Source organism: Novosphingobium sp. FW305-C-30-35, assembly GCF_058783135.1.
Genome location: NZ_JBYSYJ010000001.1, coordinates 1,727,298 through 1,745,148 on the forward strand (window position 1 = coordinate 1,727,298; position 17,851 = coordinate 1,745,148).

17 protein-coding genes are annotated in these 17,851 nt (G+C 65.2%); 10 read left to right on the top strand and 7 right to left on the bottom strand.

What is annotated here, in order from left to right:
• The first annotated feature begins 15 nt into the window (after window positions 1-15).
• The 6 genes from AC3WLM_RS08555 (at window position 16) to AC3WLM_RS08580 (ending at window position 5,594) form a co-directional block, all read left to right on the top strand.
• A complete protein-coding gene (locus AC3WLM_RS08555) occupies window positions 16-2,577 on the top strand; it encodes a helicase-related protein (RefSeq protein WP_492477123.1) in 2,562 nt (853 codons plus the stop codon).
• A gap of 17 nt (window positions 2,578-2,594) precedes the next feature.
• The gene (locus AC3WLM_RS08560; protein ID WP_230487733.1) at window positions 2,595-2,879 is read left to right on the top strand and encodes an RNA-binding S4 domain-containing protein; all 285 of its coding nucleotides are present in this window, start codon (window positions 2,595-2,597) and stop codon (window positions 2,877-2,879) included.
• Window positions 2,880-2,952: 73 nt separating this feature from the next.
• Window positions 2,953-3,291, top strand: a complete 339-nt coding sequence (fdxA, locus tag AC3WLM_RS08565; protein ID WP_011443786.1) for a ferredoxin FdxA — start codon at window positions 2,953-2,955, stop codon at window positions 3,289-3,291.
• A gap of 348 nt (window positions 3,292-3,639) precedes the next feature.
• Window positions 3,640-4,164, top strand: a complete 525-nt coding sequence (locus tag AC3WLM_RS08570; RefSeq protein ID WP_011443787.1) for a CarD family transcriptional regulator — start codon at window positions 3,640-3,642, stop codon at window positions 4,162-4,164.
• A gap of 171 nt (window positions 4,165-4,335) precedes the next feature.
• Complete coding sequence (locus tag AC3WLM_RS08575) at window positions 4,336-5,139, top strand: head GIN domain-containing protein (protein ID WP_492477124.1); 804 nt, start codon at window positions 4,336-4,338, stop codon at window positions 5,137-5,139.
• Window positions 5,140-5,246: 107 nt separating this feature from the next.
• Window positions 5,247-5,594 (top strand): hypothetical protein, encoded by a 348-nt coding sequence (locus AC3WLM_RS08580; protein WP_039333198.1) that lies wholly within the window; start codon window positions 5,247-5,249, stop codon window positions 5,592-5,594.
• Between the two features lie 6 nt (window positions 5,595-5,600).
• On the opposite strand, the gene AC3WLM_RS08585 is transcribed toward AC3WLM_RS08580, so the two are convergent.
• Window positions 5,601-6,548, bottom strand: a complete 948-nt coding sequence (locus tag AC3WLM_RS08585; protein ID WP_492477125.1) for an L-threonylcarbamoyladenylate synthase — start codon at window positions 6,546-6,548, stop codon at window positions 5,601-5,603.
• Between the two features lie 81 nt (window positions 6,549-6,629).
• On the opposite strand from AC3WLM_RS08585, the gene AC3WLM_RS08590 reads away from it, so the two are divergent.
• Both AC3WLM_RS08590 and AC3WLM_RS08595 read left to right on the top strand, forming a co-directional pair.
• A complete protein-coding gene (locus AC3WLM_RS08590; RefSeq protein WP_492477126.1) occupies window positions 6,630-8,348 on the top strand; it encodes an acyl-CoA dehydrogenase family protein in 1,719 nt (572 codons plus the stop codon).
• A 25-nt stretch (window positions 8,349-8,373) separates the two neighbouring features.
• Entirely contained in the window at window positions 8,374-9,189 is an 816-nt protein-coding gene (locus AC3WLM_RS08595; protein ID WP_492477127.1) for a DUF815 domain-containing protein, read from the top strand.
• Between the two features lie 90 nt (window positions 9,190-9,279).
• On the opposite strand, the gene AC3WLM_RS08600 is transcribed toward AC3WLM_RS08595, so the two are convergent.
• Window positions 9,280-10,740, bottom strand: a complete 1,461-nt coding sequence (locus tag AC3WLM_RS08600; RefSeq protein ID WP_492477128.1) for a PQQ-dependent sugar dehydrogenase — start codon at window positions 10,738-10,740, stop codon at window positions 9,280-9,282.
• A 99-nt stretch (window positions 10,741-10,839) separates the two neighbouring features.
• Between AC3WLM_RS08600 and AC3WLM_RS08605 the strand changes: the two genes are divergently transcribed.
• Window positions 10,840-11,322, top strand: a complete 483-nt coding sequence (locus tag AC3WLM_RS08605) for a GAF domain-containing protein (protein WP_492477129.1) — start codon at window positions 10,840-10,842, stop codon at window positions 11,320-11,322.
• A 123-nt stretch (window positions 11,323-11,445) separates the two neighbouring features.
• Window positions 11,446-12,189, top strand: coding sequence for a glycine zipper 2TM domain-containing protein (locus AC3WLM_RS08610; protein ID WP_492477130.1), 744 nt, complete (start codon window positions 11,446-11,448; stop codon window positions 12,187-12,189).
• Between the two features lie 91 nt (window positions 12,190-12,280).
• Here AC3WLM_RS08610 and AC3WLM_RS08615 read toward each other — a convergent pair whose 3' ends face one another.
• From AC3WLM_RS08615 to mnmG, 5 genes are all read right to left on the bottom strand, one after another.
• On the bottom strand, window positions 12,281-13,435 hold the full coding sequence (locus AC3WLM_RS08615) for an acyl-CoA dehydrogenase family protein (RefSeq protein WP_039333185.1): 1,155 nt from the start codon (window positions 13,433-13,435) through the stop codon (window positions 12,281-12,283).
• A gap of 147 nt (window positions 13,436-13,582) precedes the next feature.
• Window positions 13,583-14,524, bottom strand: a complete 942-nt coding sequence (locus AC3WLM_RS08620; RefSeq protein WP_039333183.1) for a ParB/RepB/Spo0J family partition protein — start codon at window positions 14,522-14,524, stop codon at window positions 13,583-13,585.
• Window positions 14,521-15,297 (bottom strand): ParA family protein, encoded by a 777-nt coding sequence (locus tag AC3WLM_RS08625; protein WP_492477131.1) that lies wholly within the window; start codon window positions 15,295-15,297, stop codon window positions 14,521-14,523. Before AC3WLM_RS08625 ends, AC3WLM_RS08620 begins: the two co-directional genes overlap by 4 nt.
• Window positions 15,294-15,968, bottom strand: coding sequence for a 16S rRNA (guanine(527)-N(7))-methyltransferase RsmG (rsmG, locus tag AC3WLM_RS08630; RefSeq protein WP_039333179.1), 675 nt, complete (start codon window positions 15,966-15,968; stop codon window positions 15,294-15,296). The genes AC3WLM_RS08625 and rsmG overlap by 4 nt, the downstream gene beginning before the upstream one ends.
• The gene (mnmG, locus tag AC3WLM_RS08635) at window positions 15,965-17,812 is read right to left on the bottom strand and encodes a tRNA uridine-5-carboxymethylaminomethyl(34) synthesis enzyme MnmG (RefSeq protein WP_492477132.1); all 1,848 of its coding nucleotides are present in this window, start codon (window positions 17,810-17,812) and stop codon (window positions 15,965-15,967) included. Before mnmG ends, rsmG begins: the two co-directional genes overlap by 4 nt.
• Window positions 17,813-17,851 lie beyond the last annotated feature (39 nt).

Genomic DNA, 17,851 nt, shown 5'->3' on the forward strand with positions numbered 1-17,851 from the left:
GCCACATTCAGACACATGGCCCCGCGCATTCCTGCCCAGCCTCGGAAGAGCGCCCACACCGGCGCAAATGGTGGAGGCGTGGTCAAGGCGGTGCTTGGGCCGACCAACACCGGCAAGACCCACCTCGCGATCGAACGTCTCTGCGCGCACTCCTCGGGTGCGATCGGCTTTCCGCTGCGGCTGCTGGCGCGTGAGGTCTATGACCGTGTCTGCGCGATCAAGGGCGCGGACAACGTCGCGCTGATCACCGGCGAGGAGAAGATCGAGCCCAAGGGCGCGCGCTGGCATCTCTGCACGGTCGAGGCGATGCCTTCGCGCCCGGACCTTGCCTTCGTCGCGCTGGACGAAGCTCAGCTCTCCGCCGATCCCGAACGCGGCCACGTCTTCACCGATCGCCTGCTGCACACGCGCGGTCGCGAGGAGACGATGCTGCTTGGCTCCTCGACATTGGAGCCGATGATCAAGGCGCTGGTGCCCGAGGCGGAAATCGTCACTCGCCCGCGCTTTTCGACGCTCACGCATGTCGGTGCCAAGAAGCTTTCGCGCATTCCGCCGCGCAGCGCGATTGTCGCCTTCAGTGCCGAGCAGGTCTATGTCATGGCCGAGATGCTGCGGCGCTTCCGCGGCGGCGCGGCGGTGGTCATGGGGGCGCTCAGCCCGCAGACCCGCAATGCCCAGGTGGCGATGTACCAGGCGGGCGAGGTCGACTATCTCGTCGCCACCGATGCCGTGGGCATGGGGCTCAATCTCGATGTCCATCATGTCGCCTTCGCCGGTTTGTCCAAGTTCGACGGCCATCGCCAGCGCCGCCTGACGACAGCGGAAATGGCACAGATCGCCGGCCGCGCCGGGCGGCACCAGCGCGATGGCACTTTCGGCACGTTGGCAGGCGCGGGTGGCACCAATCCTGAATTCACCGACGAGGAAATCTACGCGATCGAGGAACACCGCTTCCCGCCCCTCACCCGCCTGTTCTGGCGCGAGGCGGAGCCGCGCTTCGACAGCCTTGCAACGTTGATCGAGGACCTCGAAAGCCTCCCCCCTCGCCCCGAACTGGCGACGCCTCCGCAGGCTATCGACCTTGCGGTGCTCAAACGCCTGGCCGAAGATGTGGATACGGCGTCGAGCGTGCGCGGCAAGCGTGCGGTCGAACGGTTCTGGGACGTCTGCCGCCTGCCTGATTTCCGCTCGCAGGGGGAGGAAACGCACAGCCGCTTCGTCGCCCGCCTGTGGCAGGATCTGCGCCATGGCTATCTCGGCGCGGACTACGTGGCGCAGGCGATCGCCCAGCTCGACAATCCTTCGGGCGATATCGACACTCTGCAGGCTCGAATTTCCGCAATCCGTTCGTGGGCTTACATCGCGCAGCGGCCTGACTGGGTGCTGGCTAAGGACGAAATGTCCGCCCGCGCCCGCGCCGTAGAGGCGCGCCTTTCCGATGCGCTGCACGCGCGGCTGACCGAACGCTTCGTCAATCGCCGCACTGCCGTGCTGATGCGCAAGGCCGGGGCTGACGCATCGCTGCTGCCGGTGCGTCTGTCGGACGAGGGCGCGGTACTCGTGGATGACGAGCCGATCGGACATCTTGAGGGCTTCCGCTTCGTGGTCGATCCCCTCGCCCGTGCCGAGGATCGCCGACTGCTGCTGGCTGCCGCCGAGCGCCACTTGCCGGGCCTCCTGCACAATCGCGCCAAGGCGCTGGCCAAAGCCACGCGCGAATCCAGGGGCATCGAGTTCGAGGACACCGCGCTGGTCTGGCAGGACACCGTGGTCGCCAAGCTCGAGCGCGGGCGAACCATGCTGGCCCCTCGGCTCAAGCCCGACGTCGCGCTGGACAGGCTTGCTCCCACCGACAAGGCGGAAGTCGTCGCGGCGCTGGACGGCTGGCTGCAGACGCAGCACCAGCGCCATCTCAAACCCCTGCTTGCGCTCGACGAAGCCAGCCGCGATCCCGCTTCCGGGCCTGAACTGCGCGCGCTGCTGCTCCATCTCGTGGAAGCGGGCGGGGTGCTGGTGCGGGAAGGCTCGGGACTGGACCGGCTCGACGCAGCGCAGCGCCAGCGCCTGAAGAAGCTGGGCGTGCGCATTGGTGCGCTCGACCTGTTCCTGCCCAATGCCTTGCGCCCTGGTGCGATGCAGGCGTGGCACCGGCTGGCGCGCATCTGGGGCAGACCTGCGCCCCTGCCGCCCGAGACGATGCAGCCGGTTGTCCACGCGAAGATTGCACCTGCCGGATACCGCAGGCTCGGCAACGAAAGTCTTCGGGTCGATCTTGCCGAGAAGCTGCTCCAGGCGGCGCATGCAACCCGCATGGCCGCGAAGGCAAGGCGCGTCTTCCTGGATCCCGCGATTGCCCGCTCGATGAATCTTTCGACCGCCGCTTATGCCGCCTTGCTGCGTGCCGGAGGCTTTCGCGTGCACATGGGGCGCAGCCTGCCCGAAAAGGCATTCGGCCCCCCGCACCCGCCACTATGGGACTGGCGGCCTTCCCGTCGCGAACCTGCGGCCGAGCCGGAAAGACCGAAGCCGCCACCCACAGGAGCATTTGCCGCGCTCGCCGAACTGGTGGCGCGATAGGAGAGGAGACAGCCTGCTTGCGGATCGACAAGTTCCTCTGGTTCACCCGTTTCGCCGGCAGCCGCGGCCTTGCCCAGGATTGGGTTTCGGCGGGCCACATCCGCCTCAACGGCCGCCGGATCGAGCGATGCAGCGCGGGCGTGAAGATGGGCGACGTGCTCGTCCTGCCGATGCGCAGCCGGGTGACCGTTATCGAGGTTCTGGCGATCCCCGGACGGCGCGGCCCGGCCAGCGAAGCACAATCCTGCTACCGTGTGCTCGAAATTCCTGACCAATCCTCGCCAGACGGGTTGCCGGTTTGATGGCCCCGCTTGACGCCATGGCATAAAGGCCTCTAGCACGGCCTCAAACGAAGACCTGAGGGATCAAATCGCCATGACCTACGTCGTCACCGACGCCTGTATCCGCTGCAAGTTCATGGATTGCGTCGAAGTGTGCCCCGTTGATTGCTTTTACGAGGGCGAGAACATGCTGGTGATCAACCCCAGCGAGTGCATCGACTGCGGCGTGTGCGAACCGGAATGCCCGGCCGAAGCGATTCTGCCCGATACCGAATCCGGGCTCGAGCAGTGGCTTGAACTGAACGCCAAGTATTCGGCAGAGTGGCCGAACATCACCGCCAAGAAGGACGCTCCGGCCGATGCCGACGAGCACAAGGGCGAAGAAGGCAAGTTCGACAAGTACTTCTCCGCCGAGCCCGGCGAAGGCGACTGATTTCAGCACGTTGCAAGGGCCGGTGGCTCCTGCCGCCCTTGCGCTTCCGACCCTCCGCCTGCGCAGCGTAAGGCGTTTGTTGTCTCCGCAACGGAGACAGCAAACGATTTCCGCTGCGCTGCAGTGCGTTCAGGGGTGGTAATTTTGTTGCCGAGATGTTATGTAGGCCGCCAAGCGCCGGTGGGTTCATGCCCGTCCGGCGTCTTTCACCACGAAAAACGGCAGGACAAGAACAGCAACCGGATCGCAAGCCTCGCATGACCGTCGATCCGGCGGGCTCATGTCCATTTCCCCCAAGGCTTCGCTGATCTCCGTTTGCCGGTCCTGCCCGCGTCGAAAGGATTACCAATGGCAGGTAAGGCTCTCGCCTTCGATGTTGGGGACTACGTCGTTTATCCGAAGCATGGTGTCGGCCGGGTGGTCGAACTTCAGGACGAAGAAATTGCCGGCATGAAGCTGCAGCTCTACGTGCTGCGCTTCGAAAAGGAACGCATGACTTTGCGCGTTCCTGTCAACAAGGTCGAAGCGATCGGAATGCGCAAGCTGTCGTCCGACAAGACGCTGCGCGAAGCGCTCGATACTCTCAAGGGCAAGCCCAAGGTCAAGCGCACCATGTGGTCGCGCCGCGCCCAGGAATACGAAGCGAAGATCAACTCCGGTGACCTCGTGTCGATCGCCGAAGTGACGCGCGACCTGTTCCGCGCCGACGATCAGCCGGAGCAGTCCTACTCGGAACGCCAGATCTTCGAAGCGGCTTCCTCGCGCCTCGCTCGCGAACTCGCGGCAATGGAAAAGACCGACGAGCCTGCTGCGCTCAAGAAGATCCTCGCGATCCTCAACGAACACGCGCCGAAGTACTACGAAACGGCCTGATCCGTTTCACGCACTGGCGCATGAAAAGAGGCCTCCGGGAAACCGGGGGCCTTTTTCGTTGCCACTTTTGCGACCAACTTATGGCCCGGCTCCACCAACGACTTGGTCGAGATCGTATCACCGTGTTATATCGGCAATACAGTCAGAAATAGCGTCAGGAGTGACCAAGTCATGTTAAAGAATTTTGCTCGCGCGCTTGCTGGTGTTGCCGTCATGGGTCTGGCCACTGCGCTCGCTGGTTGTGACGGCGGCAATATCTCGTTCAATGGCAAGAAGGGCGTTCCGCTTGCCGATCTCGATCTGAGCGGTGCGGCGCCGACCGGCATTGCCCTGCTCGGTCCCGACAACGTGCGCATCACCCGGGGCGACAAGCTGGCGATCACGGTCGAGGGCGAAGGCGCCGACAAGCTGCGCTTTGCCCTGTCCGAAGGCCAGCTTGGCATCACGCGCGAGGATTGGAAGCTCGGCCAGTCAACCCGCGCGGCTACGGTCAACGTCACGCTTCCAGCGTTGAGCGAGGTCGTGCTGGCCGGATCCGGCAATCTTACCACAGACCAGTTCGGCGGCAGCGATGCCAAGATCACCGTCGCCGGGTCAGGCGTGGTCGAGGCGCGCGCGATCGACGCGCAGAAGCTCGGCATCGACGTGGTCGGTTCGGGCAAGCTGCGCGCGGCGGGCAAGGCCAGGGAATTGAAGATGACTGTCGCCGGCAGCGGCGATGCCGAAATGGACGGGCTGACGGTCGACGATGTCAAGGTCGACGTTGCCGGTTCGGGCAATGCCCGCTTTGCCTCCAACGGACACGTCAAGGCCAACATCATGGGTTCGGGCGAAGTGCGTGTTTTCGGCCGCGCTACCTGCAAGGTCAGCGCCATGGGCTCGGGCAAGCTGGTCTGCGAGAATGGCGTCACGCCGAACAGCGATAAGGATACGGCAGGCGCGGCTGACGCCAGCGAAGATGCCGACGGCCAGTGACCTGCAGTGCAACCTGCACCGGATTGACTCCGCGAGGACCAAACTGGTGCAGGTCCTGCTTGCCAAGTGGCTAGGATAGTGGGATTTTTCCCTTGAGGGAGAAGTTCATGCGCCGTCGCCTGACAGGGCTTTCCATTCTGGCGTTCGCGCTTTCCGGCTGCGTCGCCAAAAGCGCGTTCGACCTGGCGACAGCGCCGGTGCGGGTGGGCGCGAAGGCCGTCAACACGACGGCTGGCGTCTACGATCGCATCACGGTCAGCGATTCCGAGCGGGACCAGAAGCGCGGCCGCGAAATCCGCCGCCGTGAAGAGCGCTATGGCAAGCTTGCGCGGCAATACGAAGAGGCGCGCCGCGATTGCAGCCGTGGTGATGATGAGGCCTGCAGTGACGCCCGCAGCATCTATGCCGAGATGGACGCGATGCGGGCCAGCGTGCCCTATGAGGCACGCGACTAAAGCGCTCTAGGCCGCAGCACGGCGCAGGCGGTCGTTGATCGCCACGCCGATGTCACGGTCGGGGATCGGTGCCACGGAGATAAGCGGTTGCGGCGCCGTCGAGCCTTGATGCAGGCATGCGTAGAGCCGCGCTGCCGCCTCCGCCAGATCGCCCGTCGCCGACAGCGTCACGTCTCCCGCGATATCGCCGAAGCCGATCATGAACTCCCCTGCCCGCGCCTCCACCGCGTTCAGCCGCACGGGCTTGCCCGGGGCGTAGTGGCTCGCCAGCTGCCCCGGAGCCTCGATCTTTGCTGACGTCATGGCGGCGCTCTGTCCGCCCAGAACCCCGGCAATTTCGGCTTCGGTGATCGGGCCCGGACGCAGGACGGTCCATGACCCATCCGCGCGCAGGCCGACGATCGTGGATTCGATTCCCTGCCGCGTCTCGCCGCCATCGAGAATCAGTTCGACGCGGTCACCCAGAGATGCCGCGACATGGGCTGCGCTGGTCGGGCTCACCCCGCCCGAGCGATTCGCCGATGGTGCGGCGAGTGGCAATCCACAGGTTTTCAACAGGGCCTGCATTACCGGATGTGCCGGACAACGCAGGGCCACGGTGGGCAATCCGGCGCTGACGGCGGGCGCCAATCGTGCACCCTCGCGCAAGGGCAGGACAATGGTCAGCGCACCGGGCCAGAAGGCCTTCGCCAGGCTCGTCGCGCGCCTGTCAAACAGAGCAAGAGCTTCGGCGGCCGTAACGTCGGGCACGTGCACGATCAGCGGGTTGAAATCGGGCCGGCCCTTGGCGCGGTAGATCCCGGCCACCGCCGCATCGTCGTCGGCGCGGGCGGCCAAGCCATAGACCGTCTCGGTCGGCACGGCGACCGTCCCGCCGCGCGTGATGACCTGCGCGGCGAGCTCGAGTCCTCGGGCGTCGGACAGATGCACTTTGGAAGGCTTTGTCGGCTCCATCAGGCTCGCTATAGGGAGACCCAGGCTCCGCGCCAAGCGCACATGCCCTGCGCCTGAAATTGCGCGAGACAGGAGAGGACGATGACTTTCACGCCGCCCACCGCCGACCAGCTTCTCGCCATCCGCGTGAGCGCCGGGATCGACGAACTGGCCCAGAGCGAACGCTTTGCCGCTGCCACGCCCGATCTGGTCGAGGCGATCGTCGAAGGCATTGGCGCATTCGCTGCGGGGGAATGGGCGCCGCTGCACCGGGCGGGCGACCAGATCGGCGCGAAGTGGCGCGATGGCGAGGTTACCCTGCCCCCCGGCTACGTTGACGCCTACAAGGCCTTCGTCGAGCAGGGCTGGAACTCGATCGCGGGGTCCACGGAATTTGGCGGTCAGGGACTGCCGTTCACGCTGGCCACTGCCACTCTCGAAACGCTGGGCGCGGCCAACATGGGCTTCACCCTGCTACCGATGCTCACCGTTGGCGCGATCGAGGCGCTGGAGCATCACGGCAGCGACGCGCAAAAGGCCATGTACCTGCCCAAGCTGATCAGCGGCGAGTGGTCGGGCACGATGAACCTGACCGAGCCGCAGGCCGGCTCCGATGTTGGCGCGCTGCGTACCACCGCCACGCCGATCACCGAAGGGCCTCACGCCGGCAAGTGGCGCATCGCCGGGACCAAGATCTACATCACTTTCGGCGAGCATGATGCCGCCGCCAACGTGGTCCACCTCGTTCTCGCTCGCACGCCGGGCGCGCCCGAGGGTTCACGCGGCATTTCGCTGTTCATCGTTCCGAAGTTTCACGTGGAACAGGACGGATCGCTCGGTGCCCGCAACGATGTCCGCTGCGTCTCGATCGAGCACAAGCTCGGCATCCACGCCTCGCCCACTTGCGTCATGAGCTATGGCGACGATGGCGAATGCATCGGCGAGATGGTCGGCCACGAGAACGGCGGCTTGCGGGCCATGTTCACGATGATGAACTCTGCCCGCATCAATGTCGGCAGCCAGGGCGTGCAGATCGCCGAGCGCGCCTTCCAGCAGGCGCGGGCCTATGCGCGTGACCGTGTGCAGTCGGCCCGCGCCGGTTCGGCCGACAAGGCCCCGGTCGCGATCATCGAGCATCCCGACGTCCGCCGCATGCTGATGCGCATGCGGGCGCTGACCGAAGGCAGTCGTGCCCTGCTCTACTACACCGCAGGCCAGGTCGATCGCGGTGCGCTCGGCAACGACGCGGCGCAGAAGCGCGCGGAACTGCTCGTGCCGATGCTCAAGGCGTGGGGCACCGATATCGGCTGCGAAGTCGCCAGCCTCGGCATTCAGGTCCACGGCGGCATGGGCTTCATCGAGGAGACCGGCGCTGCCCAGCACCTGCGCGATTCACGGATTGCTCCGATCTACGAGGGCACCAACGGCATCCAGGCGGCGGACCTCGTCACGCGTAAGCTCGGATACGAAAACGGCGGCGTGCTGCAGGCCCTGATGGCCGAGATCGCGTCGGAAATGGAAGACGTCCCCGAAGTCGCCGCGCTCGCCAGGGACGCGGCGGCCATTGGCCAATGGATGAGCACTACTGCCTCGCTGGACGACAAGCTGGCGGGCTCGGTGCCCTTCACCACGATGTGCGCCGTCGCCGTCGCCGGTTGGCAGCTGGCACGCCAGTCGCGCGCATCGGACCTGCACAGCAAGATCGCGGTGACCAAGTTCTTCAACCGCGTGATCGTGCCGGAGGCGCGCGGGCTGGGCTCGTCGGCCATGGCGGGTGCAGCGCTGCTCTACGATCTCGACAGCGAGGCGCTTGCGGGATAACCGCCGGCCCGATAATCGGCTGGGCATGACCGACGCCCTGCTCACCCGCATAGCCGAGGCGCTGGAGCGCCTTGCCCCGCCGCGCGAGGCCAGCGCCGATTGGCTGGCCTTCCCCGCCTATGTCTGGGACGGCAAGGCGGCGCGAGGGATCGATCCGCTGGAAGCGCCAGCGCTCGACCTGATGCAGGGAATCGACAAGCAGAAGGCGGCAGTGGTCGAAAACGTCGCGCGGCTTTCGCGCGGCGCTGCGGCGCACGACATGCTGTTGTGGGGTGCGCGCGGCATGGGCAAATCGGCCCTGCTGCGGGCGGCAACGCTGGCAGCGCAGACCGCTCTGCCCGGATCCATCGCGCTGGTGCAGGCGAGCCCGGACGCAGGTCTGGCCGATCTTTTCGCGATCCTGCGCAAGGTCGATCGCCGCTTCCTCGTCTTTCTGGACGATCTCGGATTTGACGCCTCCGACAGCGATGGCGCGCGCAAGTTGCGTTCGTGGCTGGAGGGTGGCGTGGAGGCACGCCCGGCCAACGTGCGTCTGGCAGTAACGTCGAACCGCCGCGCGATTGTGGAGCGTCATCTTTCCGAGCAGGACGATCCGATCAACCCGCGCGACGTGGTGGATGACCGTCTGGCTCTTGCCGACCGCTTCGGCCTCAGCCTCGGTTTCCACAACTGCACGCAGGACGATTACCTCGCCATCATCGCCGGCTACGCGGCGCACTTCGGCCTGGCTTACGAGGAAGGCGACGCGCTGGAATGGTCAAAGCGCCGGGGCGGCCGCTCCGGCCGCGTGGCGTGGCAGTACGTCAACGAGCTGGCGGGACGAGCTGGTCGGTCGCTCTGACGAGCCCACCCCGCCGCGACTGACTTCACTGCGTTCAGAAAGTCTCGCGGCCCTTCCGCAGGCAGGAGGGGGCGGGGTGGGCAAAAGCGCTTACTGCTGAGGTTTCATCAGGTCCGAATCAGCGTTGGGTTTCATGATGAACTTGCCGGTGCCCTTGGGCTGCGGCGGTGCCGTACGCGTCGGGAGCGGCGTTATGGCGGCAGCAGGCTTCGCCCCCGGAGCCGAGACTCGCCAGATCACGCCACCGGTATCGTCGCTGACCAGCAGCGCGCCGTCCTTGGCAAAGGTAACCCAGGTCGGACGGCCACGCGCCTTGTCGTCATCGGTCAGGAAGCCGGTCAGCACCGGCACCGGCGGATTGGGCAGGACGTTGCCGCGCGTGTCGAACTTCACGAAGACAACATCGTAGCCCGAAAGCGGACGGCGGTTCCATGACCCGTGGCGCGCAACGAACGCACCCTGCTGGAACTTGTCGCCCATCAGGTTGCCACCCTTCGCAAAGGCAAGGCCCAGCGGGGCGGTGTGTGCGCCAAGGCCGTATTCCGGCTTGCGCACGTAATCGAGCATGTATTCCGGCATCGGCGCGGTCACGCGCTGGTCGATGTTGTTCTTCCAGTAGACCCACGGCCAGCCATAGTTCGCGCCAAACGGTACGTTGGTGAGATAATCGGGCACGAGGTCCGATCCGAGCATGTCGCGTTCGTTGACCACGGTCCACAGCTCTTCACTGTAGGGATTGAAGTCCAGACCATTCGGGTTGCGCAGCCCGCCTGCGTACTCGAACGACTTCTTCTTGGCGAAATCGTACTGGTGGATCGAAGCACGGCGATATTCGGTATCGATGCCCTCTTCGGCAATGTTCGAGGCCGAGCCGACCGTGACGAACAGCTTGGAACCGTCCGGCGCAAGCAGGAGGTTGCGGGCCCAGTGGTTGCCGCCGCCCGGCAGGTCCATCAGCTTCTCGGGGCTGCCCGTCAGCGCGGTCTGCCCCAGCTCATACGGGAACGAGAGCACTGCGTTGTGGTTTGCCACCAGCAGGCGACCTTCGCGGAAGGCCATGCCAAATGGCGAATCCAGCGCCGGGTTCTCCATCACGAAGCGCTGCTCGGCCTTGCCGTCGCCATCGCCATCGCGCAGCAGCACGATCTTGTTGGGCGAAGGGCCGCCAGCGCCAACCTTCTTGAACAGATACCCCATCACGACTCCGGTGATGCCTTCGACCTTGCGCGGCGGCGAATTGGTCTCGGCAACCAGCACGTCCCCGTTGGGCAGGGTCACCACGGTGCGCGGGTGATCGAGCTTGTCGGCAAAGCGGGTGACCTGCAGACCCTGCGCCGCGACCGGAGCCTCGCCATCCTGCCAGCCAATCGGATCGGCCGTCTTGATCGTCGGGATCGTCTGGCCGTCGGGTCGCGCCAGCTTGGGTTTCGGTCCCGAGGTTTCGTTGAGCGTGTACTCGGCCGGGGACCCGTGAATTGACCAGGCAACCCAGGCGGCGATGATGGCGACGATCACGAGCAGCGCGATCAGCAGTTTCTTGAGGAGCTTCATGGCCCGGAATCTAGGCCTGACCGTGTCTCAGAGCAATGGCACACCTGTGCGAAGTTGCGCGGCGCGACTTTTCGGACCGGTTACGCTAGATACCTTGCCATGTTCACATTCGCACCCACCGACGGCCAGAGCCGCGCCGAACTCCACACCGATCTTCTCGAAGCCGCCAAGGCCCTCACTGAAGGCGAGCCCGACGGTATCGCCAACATGGCCAATCTGGCGGCGCTGATCTGGCAATTCCTGCCGGATCTGAACTGGGCAGGCTTCTACCGTATGGTCGGCGGGGAGCTTGTGCTTGGCCCCTTCATCGGCAAGCCCGCCTGCATCCGCATCGCGCTCGGCTCGGGCGTTTGCGGCACGGCGGGAGCGACCGCGACGACCCAGCTCGTGCCGGATGTGCACGCCTTTCCGGGCCACATTGCCTGCGATGCGGCGAGCCGCTCCGAACTGGTCGTGCCGGTGATTCGCGATGGCGCGGTTATTGCGGTGATTGATCTCGACAGCCCCTCGCCCGACCGTTTCGACGAGGACGACGCGCGCGGGATCGAGGCGCTTGCCGCAGCAATCGCGGCTCGTATCTGATCCTGGCGTCTGATTCCTGCCCCGATTCGGGACAGGCGGCACTCTCGCGCGCCGGAAACCTTGGTTTTATGCGGGTCCTGGTGGTAAGTTTGCGGTTAACGAACCTTTTCAGGGGCAAACCGCATGCTTCGTCGTCTCATGATCGCAGCCGTTGCGCTGGGTGCCGTGTCATCTCCGGCACTGGCTGGTGAACACCGTCATCCCGGTCCGGTCAGCGGTGGCTGGCAGGGCGGCTACACCGGCGGCTATTACGGCGGTGCGGCAGGCCCCATCTACTATCCGCCAATGATCGGCGCGCCCTACCCCACGGTGGTGATGAGCCAGCCTGTGGTCGATGCGCCGCCCCCTCCGCCGCCGCCGCAGGGATACTATCCCAACGCCTACCCGCAGCCAGATCCGCGTTGGGCCGAAATGAATGAGCGCTGCGCCAAGGTCTATGGTGACAAGGGTGTCGGCGGCGCCCTGCTAGGCGGCGTGATCGGCGGCGTGGCGGGCAACCGCATCGCCGGAAAGGGCGATCGCGTGCTCGGCACTGTCGCAGGCGCTGCCGTTGGCGCAGTGGCGGGTAACGTGATCGACAAGGCCGAGGACAAGAGCCTGCGCCGCGAATGCGACGACTATTTCGCCTCGCTTCCGCCGCAGCCTTATCCCGGCGGGCCTTATCCCGGAGGCTATCCGGGCTACTATCCCGGTTACGCGCCCTACGGATATGTGATGGTCCCGGTCATGCTTCCGCCGCAGAAGCCCTGCGTCGAGAAAACCGTCGTCACCGAAACCTGGGTCGAGACAAAGCGCGCCCGCGTGGTCCCCCGCCGTCCGGTCGTCCGCGACAAGCGGGTCAAGGAAAAGCGCGTCTACACCGGCTGAACCCCAGCAGTGCTCAAAGCGAAAGGGCCCGCCCTCCGGCTTGGAGAGCGGGCTCTTCCTATTTCCAGGCGGGGGCCAGACCCACAACCGATCAGAGCTTGCGCCCGATCAGCTCCTTCATGATCTCGTTGGTGCCGCCGAAGATGCGCGTAACGCGCGCGCCGCGCCATGCACGGGCAATCGCGTATTCGTTCATGTAGCCGGCGCCGCCATGGAGCTGCAGGCACTTGTCCATCACTTCCCACTGCAGTTCGGTGTGCCACAGCTTGGCGGCAGCACCTTCTTCGGGGGTGAGTTCGCGCTTCAGATGCCGCGCCAGGGCCCAATCGAGGTGTGCCCAGCCCACCTGCAGCTTCGCCTTGATGTCGGCCAGCGTGAAGCGGGTATTCTGGAAGTCGAGGATCGGCTTGCCGAATGCCTTGCGCTCGCGGGTGAACTCCACCGTATCGTCAAAAGCCTTCTGCGCCGACGCCTGCGCACTGACGGCAATCGACAGGCGCTCCTGCGGCAGTTCGCTCATCAGGTAGATGAAGCCCTTGCCCTCCTCACCAAGGCAGTTGGTGATCGGAACGCGCACGTCCTCGAAGAACAGCTCCGAGGTATCGGCTTCGTCCTGGCCGATCTTGTCGAGGTTGCGACCACGCTTGAAGCCCTCACGATCGGCTTCGACCAGCACGATCGAAACGCCCTTCCATGCGGGCTGCACATCGGTGTCGGTCTTGCAGCACACCAGGATCAGGTCGGCGTTCTGGCCATTGGTGATGTAGGTCTTCGACCCGTTGATCACATAATGGTTGCCGTCTTTCTTCGCGGTGGTCTTCATGCCCTGAAGGTCCGAGCCGGTGCCTGGTTCGGTCATGGCGATGGCGGTGATCACCTCGCCCGAAACCATCTTGGGCAGCCACTTCTTCTTCTGCTCTTCCGAGCCGTAGGAGACGATGTAGTTGACCACGATGTCGGACTGCAGCGAGAAGCCGGTGGCCACGCGGCCATAGTAGGCGCTCTCTTCGTCGACGATGGCGTTGTAGCCGAAGTCGAGGCCGAGCCCGCCGTATTCCTCGGGCACCGTCGGGCACAGCAGGCCAAGCTCACCTGCCTTGGGCCAGATGCTCTTGGGCACGATGCCAGCTTCGGCCCATTCGTTCGCGTGCGGGGCGACTTCGTCCTGCAGAAAGCGGCGGACGGTCTGGCGGAAGGCTTCGTGGTCTTCGTTGTAGGCTGTGCGCGGGATCAGGTCGAGCGACATGGCCAATCTCTCCGGTTCTGGTTGTTTGCACGCAGCCTATGCGCACAGCCCCATCCCGGTCAACGAGAATTAATCGACCAATTAATGTCCGATGGTGCAGGCAGTGCTGACGCCGTGACGTCAGAACAGGCCAACAATTTCAGATATTTAGAACTCACCGCCCGTCAGGCGCTGGCAGATCAGGTCCAGCTGGTCGAGGTTCTTGTAGCGAATCGTCACCGCGCCGGTCGTCGGATCGGAGTCCGGCTGGATCGTGACCTTGAGCCCGAGGAAGTCCTCTAGGTGCTGCTGGATCGCTGCCAGATCCGCCGCGCCCACCGGATCCTTGCCTGCGCGAGCCTGGCGACGCTGGCCTTCGGGCCGCGACGCCTTGCGCGCCAGCTTCTCGACATCGCGAACCGAAAGGTCCTTGGCCACCACTTCGCGTGCCAGCCCGATCGGATCGGGTGCGTTGATCAGCGCGCGGGCATGGCCCATCGACAGTTCGCTGCGCACCACCATGTCGAGCACTTCATCGGGCAGCCCGAGCAGGCGCATCATGTTGGCGACGTGGCTGCGTGACTTGTCCACGAACTTGGCGATATCGTTCTGCGTCAGGCCCTCGCTGTCGGCCAGGCGCTGATAGGCCCGAGCTTCTTCGACCGGGTTGAGATCCTCGCGCTGCAGGTTCTCGATCAGCGCCAGCGCGGCAACATCGCGATCATCCAGCTTGCGCACGATCGCTGGAATCTCGTGAACCTGCGCCTTCTGCGCCGCACGCCAGCGCCGCTCACCAGCCACAAGCTGATATCGTCCGCCCGGCAATGGCCGCACGACCACCGGCTGGATCACGCCGCGTGCCGCGATCGACTGCGCCAGCTCTTCAAGCGCGTCTTCATCAAAATGCCGGCGCGGCTGTTCCGGATGCGGCTCGATCGACGCTACTGTCAGCAGCGCCAGCCCGCCGTCCCGGCTCTCGGCGACATCCGCGGGCGAAACCGAGATGCGCGCGATTGGCTCCTCGCGCCGCACTTCACCCATCAGTGCGCCAAGGCCACGGCCAAGCCCGGTCCGGCGTGCCGGTGCTTTCACTGCGTCTTCGCCGCTCATGCCGCTTGTCTCCTCTCGGGCAGGCGACCGATCAGTTCGCGCGCCAGTTTCATGTAGGCCTGCGATCCGGGGCAGGCATGGTCATAGATCAGCGCCGGCAACCCGTGGCTCGGCGCTTCCGACAAGCGCACGTTGCGCGGAATCACGCTCTCGAACACCAGATCGCGCAGGCACGAACGCACGTCATCGGCGACCTGGTCGGTCAGGCGGTTGCGCCGGTCATACATGGTCAGCACGATGCCAAGGATGCCCAGGTCCGGATTGAACCGCTCCAGCACCCGCTCCACCGTCTGCAACAATTGACTCAACCCTTCGAGCGCGAAGAACTCGCATTGCAGCGGCACCAGGATCGTGTCCGCCGCGGTAAGGGCATTGAGCGTCAGCAACCCGAGCGACGGCGGGCAATCGATCAGGCAGATGTCATGCCCAGTATCGCCATTGAGCACCTTGCGCAGGCGATGGGTGCGGTCCTCGACACTGACCAGCTCCACTTCCGCGCCAGACAGATCGACCGTCGCAGGTACGATATCCAGGCCCGGGATGCGTGTCGCCATCAGGCAATCGGCGACCGAAGCCTGATCGATCAGCAAGTCATAGGAAGATCGCTCACGTTCACCCGCCGCGATACCGATGCCCGTCGAGCAGTTGCCCTGCGGATCGAGATCGACCAGCAGCGTCTTCCACCCCGTTGCCGCGAGTGCGGTGGCGATGTTGATCGCCGTAGTGGTCTTGCCCACTCCGCCCTTCTGGTTTGCGACCGCGATCGTGATCATTTGCGTTTGCCCTTGGCGTTCGAGGGGCGCGGTGGACTGCCGCCGAGAAGTCGGCCGCAGATCACACCAGCGTTCGCATCCGTCAGGGATTGTTCCACGTGGAACATGTGATTCCATGATTCGGGGAGCATCTGCAATTCTTGCGCTGCCCCTGCCCCTTTCGGCAACAGCCAGACCGTGTCCGGTGTGGAAAAGCGTGCGGAAAGAGTGACCAGCTTGTCCAGAGGCGCAAATGCCCGAGCAGAAATGACCGCATGCGGACCGGATGGAAGGTCCTCCACCCGCGACAGCACAACGCGGACATTGCCTAGTCCCAGTACATCTGCCGCGCGCTGAAGCCACTCGGTGCGAAGGCGCCGGGAATCTACCAGTGTCACCGGCCGTTGAGGTTGCAGCGCAGCGATGGCGAGGCCCGGAAAGCCCGCACCGGTGCCAAGATCGAGCCACTCCCCCGCTGGAAGTGTTTCACGTGAAACATGCAGCAATTGGGCGGAATCAACGATATGGCGCACCCACACGTGCGGCAACGTTCCTCTCGCCACGAGGTTCTGCCGCTCGTTCTCTTCCAGCAGCAGCGACACCAGATGGGCCAATCGCTCCATGGTGGCAGCGTCTACCTCCAGCCCATCGCGCAACCATGCCTGCGCTTCAGCTTCGGTTGCGATCGTCATGCCAGAATCCTCCGCCGCGCGTGAACCAGCAGACTGGCGAGCGCTGCCGGGGTGATTCCGGCAATGCGACCGGCAGCAGCAAGGGTGTCAGGCTGAGCCTTCTCCAGTCGCTCGACCATCTCGCGCGACAGGCCGGGCACTTCTGCAAAGGGGAAGCCTTCCCCCAAGGGGACATGTTCCGAGGCACGCAGGTCCCGCAGCTCAGCCTCCTGCCGTGCGAGGTAAGGCGCGTAAGCTGCGTCCTCCTCGATCTCCTCGGCAAGGAGCGGATCGAAGGTCTCATCGCCGATCCAGGGCCGCAAGGTCTCGAGCGTCACTTCCGGAAAGCGCAGCCAATCTGTCAGTGAGCGTCGCGCTCCATCCGCGCCAACCGTCATGCCGACGCGGCCGAGCTCGTTAGGCGTTGCTGTCTGCGCCAGCGCCTCTTCCAGCCGTCCCCGCATCGCCTGTCGCGCTTCGAACCACTGGGCTCGCTCATCAGCGATGCACCCGACCGCCAGGCCGATCGGCGTCAGCCGCGAACTCGCATTGTTGGCCCGCAGGCGGAGGCGATACTCGGCCCGTGCCGTCAGCATCCGGTAGGGCTCGCTCACGCCGTGCAGGGTCAGGTCATCGACCATCACTGCCATGTAGCTGTTGGCGCGATCGAGCTCCGGAGCTTCACGTCCCCGCACCGCCGCGGCGGCATGCATTCCGGCGACGAGCCCCTGCGCCGCGGCTTCCTCGTACCCGGTCGTGCCGTTGATCTGGCCGGCGCAGTAGAGGCCTGGAATCGCCTTGACCTCAAGGCTCCGGCGCAGCGCGCGCGGATCGATGTGGTCGTACTCGACAGCGTAGCCGGGCACGGTGATCTCGGCCTGCTCCAGCCCTTCCATCGAACGGATCATCGCCACCTGCACATCCGTCGGCAGCGAGGTGGAGACTCCATTGGGATAGACGGTCGGGTCGTCCAGCCCTTCTGGTTCCAGGAAGACCTGATGCCCGTCACGGTCGCCGAAGCGATGGATCTTGTCCTCGATCGACGGGCAATAGCGCGGACCCTGTGCGCCGATGGCACCGGTGAAGAGCGGAGACCGATCCAGCCCTGCCCGGATGATGTCGTGCGTCCGTTCGTTGGTCCGGGCGATGGCGCAGAACACCTGCGGCAGCGGACGGGCCTTGGTCAGCGGCGACATCGTCCACGGGTCGGCATCGCTCGGCTGCTCAGGCAGGCGTGCCCAATCGATGGTCCGACCGTCGATACGTGGCGGCGTCCCGGTCTTCAGGCGCGCCATCGGCAGGTCGGCTGCCCGCAACTGCTGAGCGAGGCGATGCGCCGAACTTTCCCCGATCCGGCCGCCGTCCATGCGCTCCTCGCCGCGGAACAGGCGCCCGCCCAGGAACGTGCCGGTGCACAGGACGACCGCCCTGCCCTGCAGTCGCGAGCCGTCGGCCAGGTCTACGCCGGCAACTCGCCCGTTTTCGAGATGGAGCGCTGCAGCCTCGCCCCCGACAAGCGTCAGGTTCGGCTGTGCGGCGATCATCATCTGGATTGCCGCTTTGAAGCGCTTGCGGTCCGCCTGAACCCGCGGTCCCTGCACCGCGCTGCCCTTCGACCTGTTCAGCATGCGGTAGTGGATGGCGCCCGCGTCGGCTGCGCGCGCGATCAGGCCGTCAAAGGCATCGACCTCGCGAACCAAGTGGCCCTTGCCTAGGCCGCCAATCGCCGGGTTGCAGCTCATTGCGCCAACCGTTGCAGGATCGAACGAGACCAGAGCGGTGCGTGCACCCATTCGCGCCGCAACGGCGGCCGCCTCGACGCCGGCATGTCCGCCGCCGACCACGATGATGTCGAATTGCTGCATGACTGGCGCGATACGCGACTTGTGGATTCGCGTCAAAGC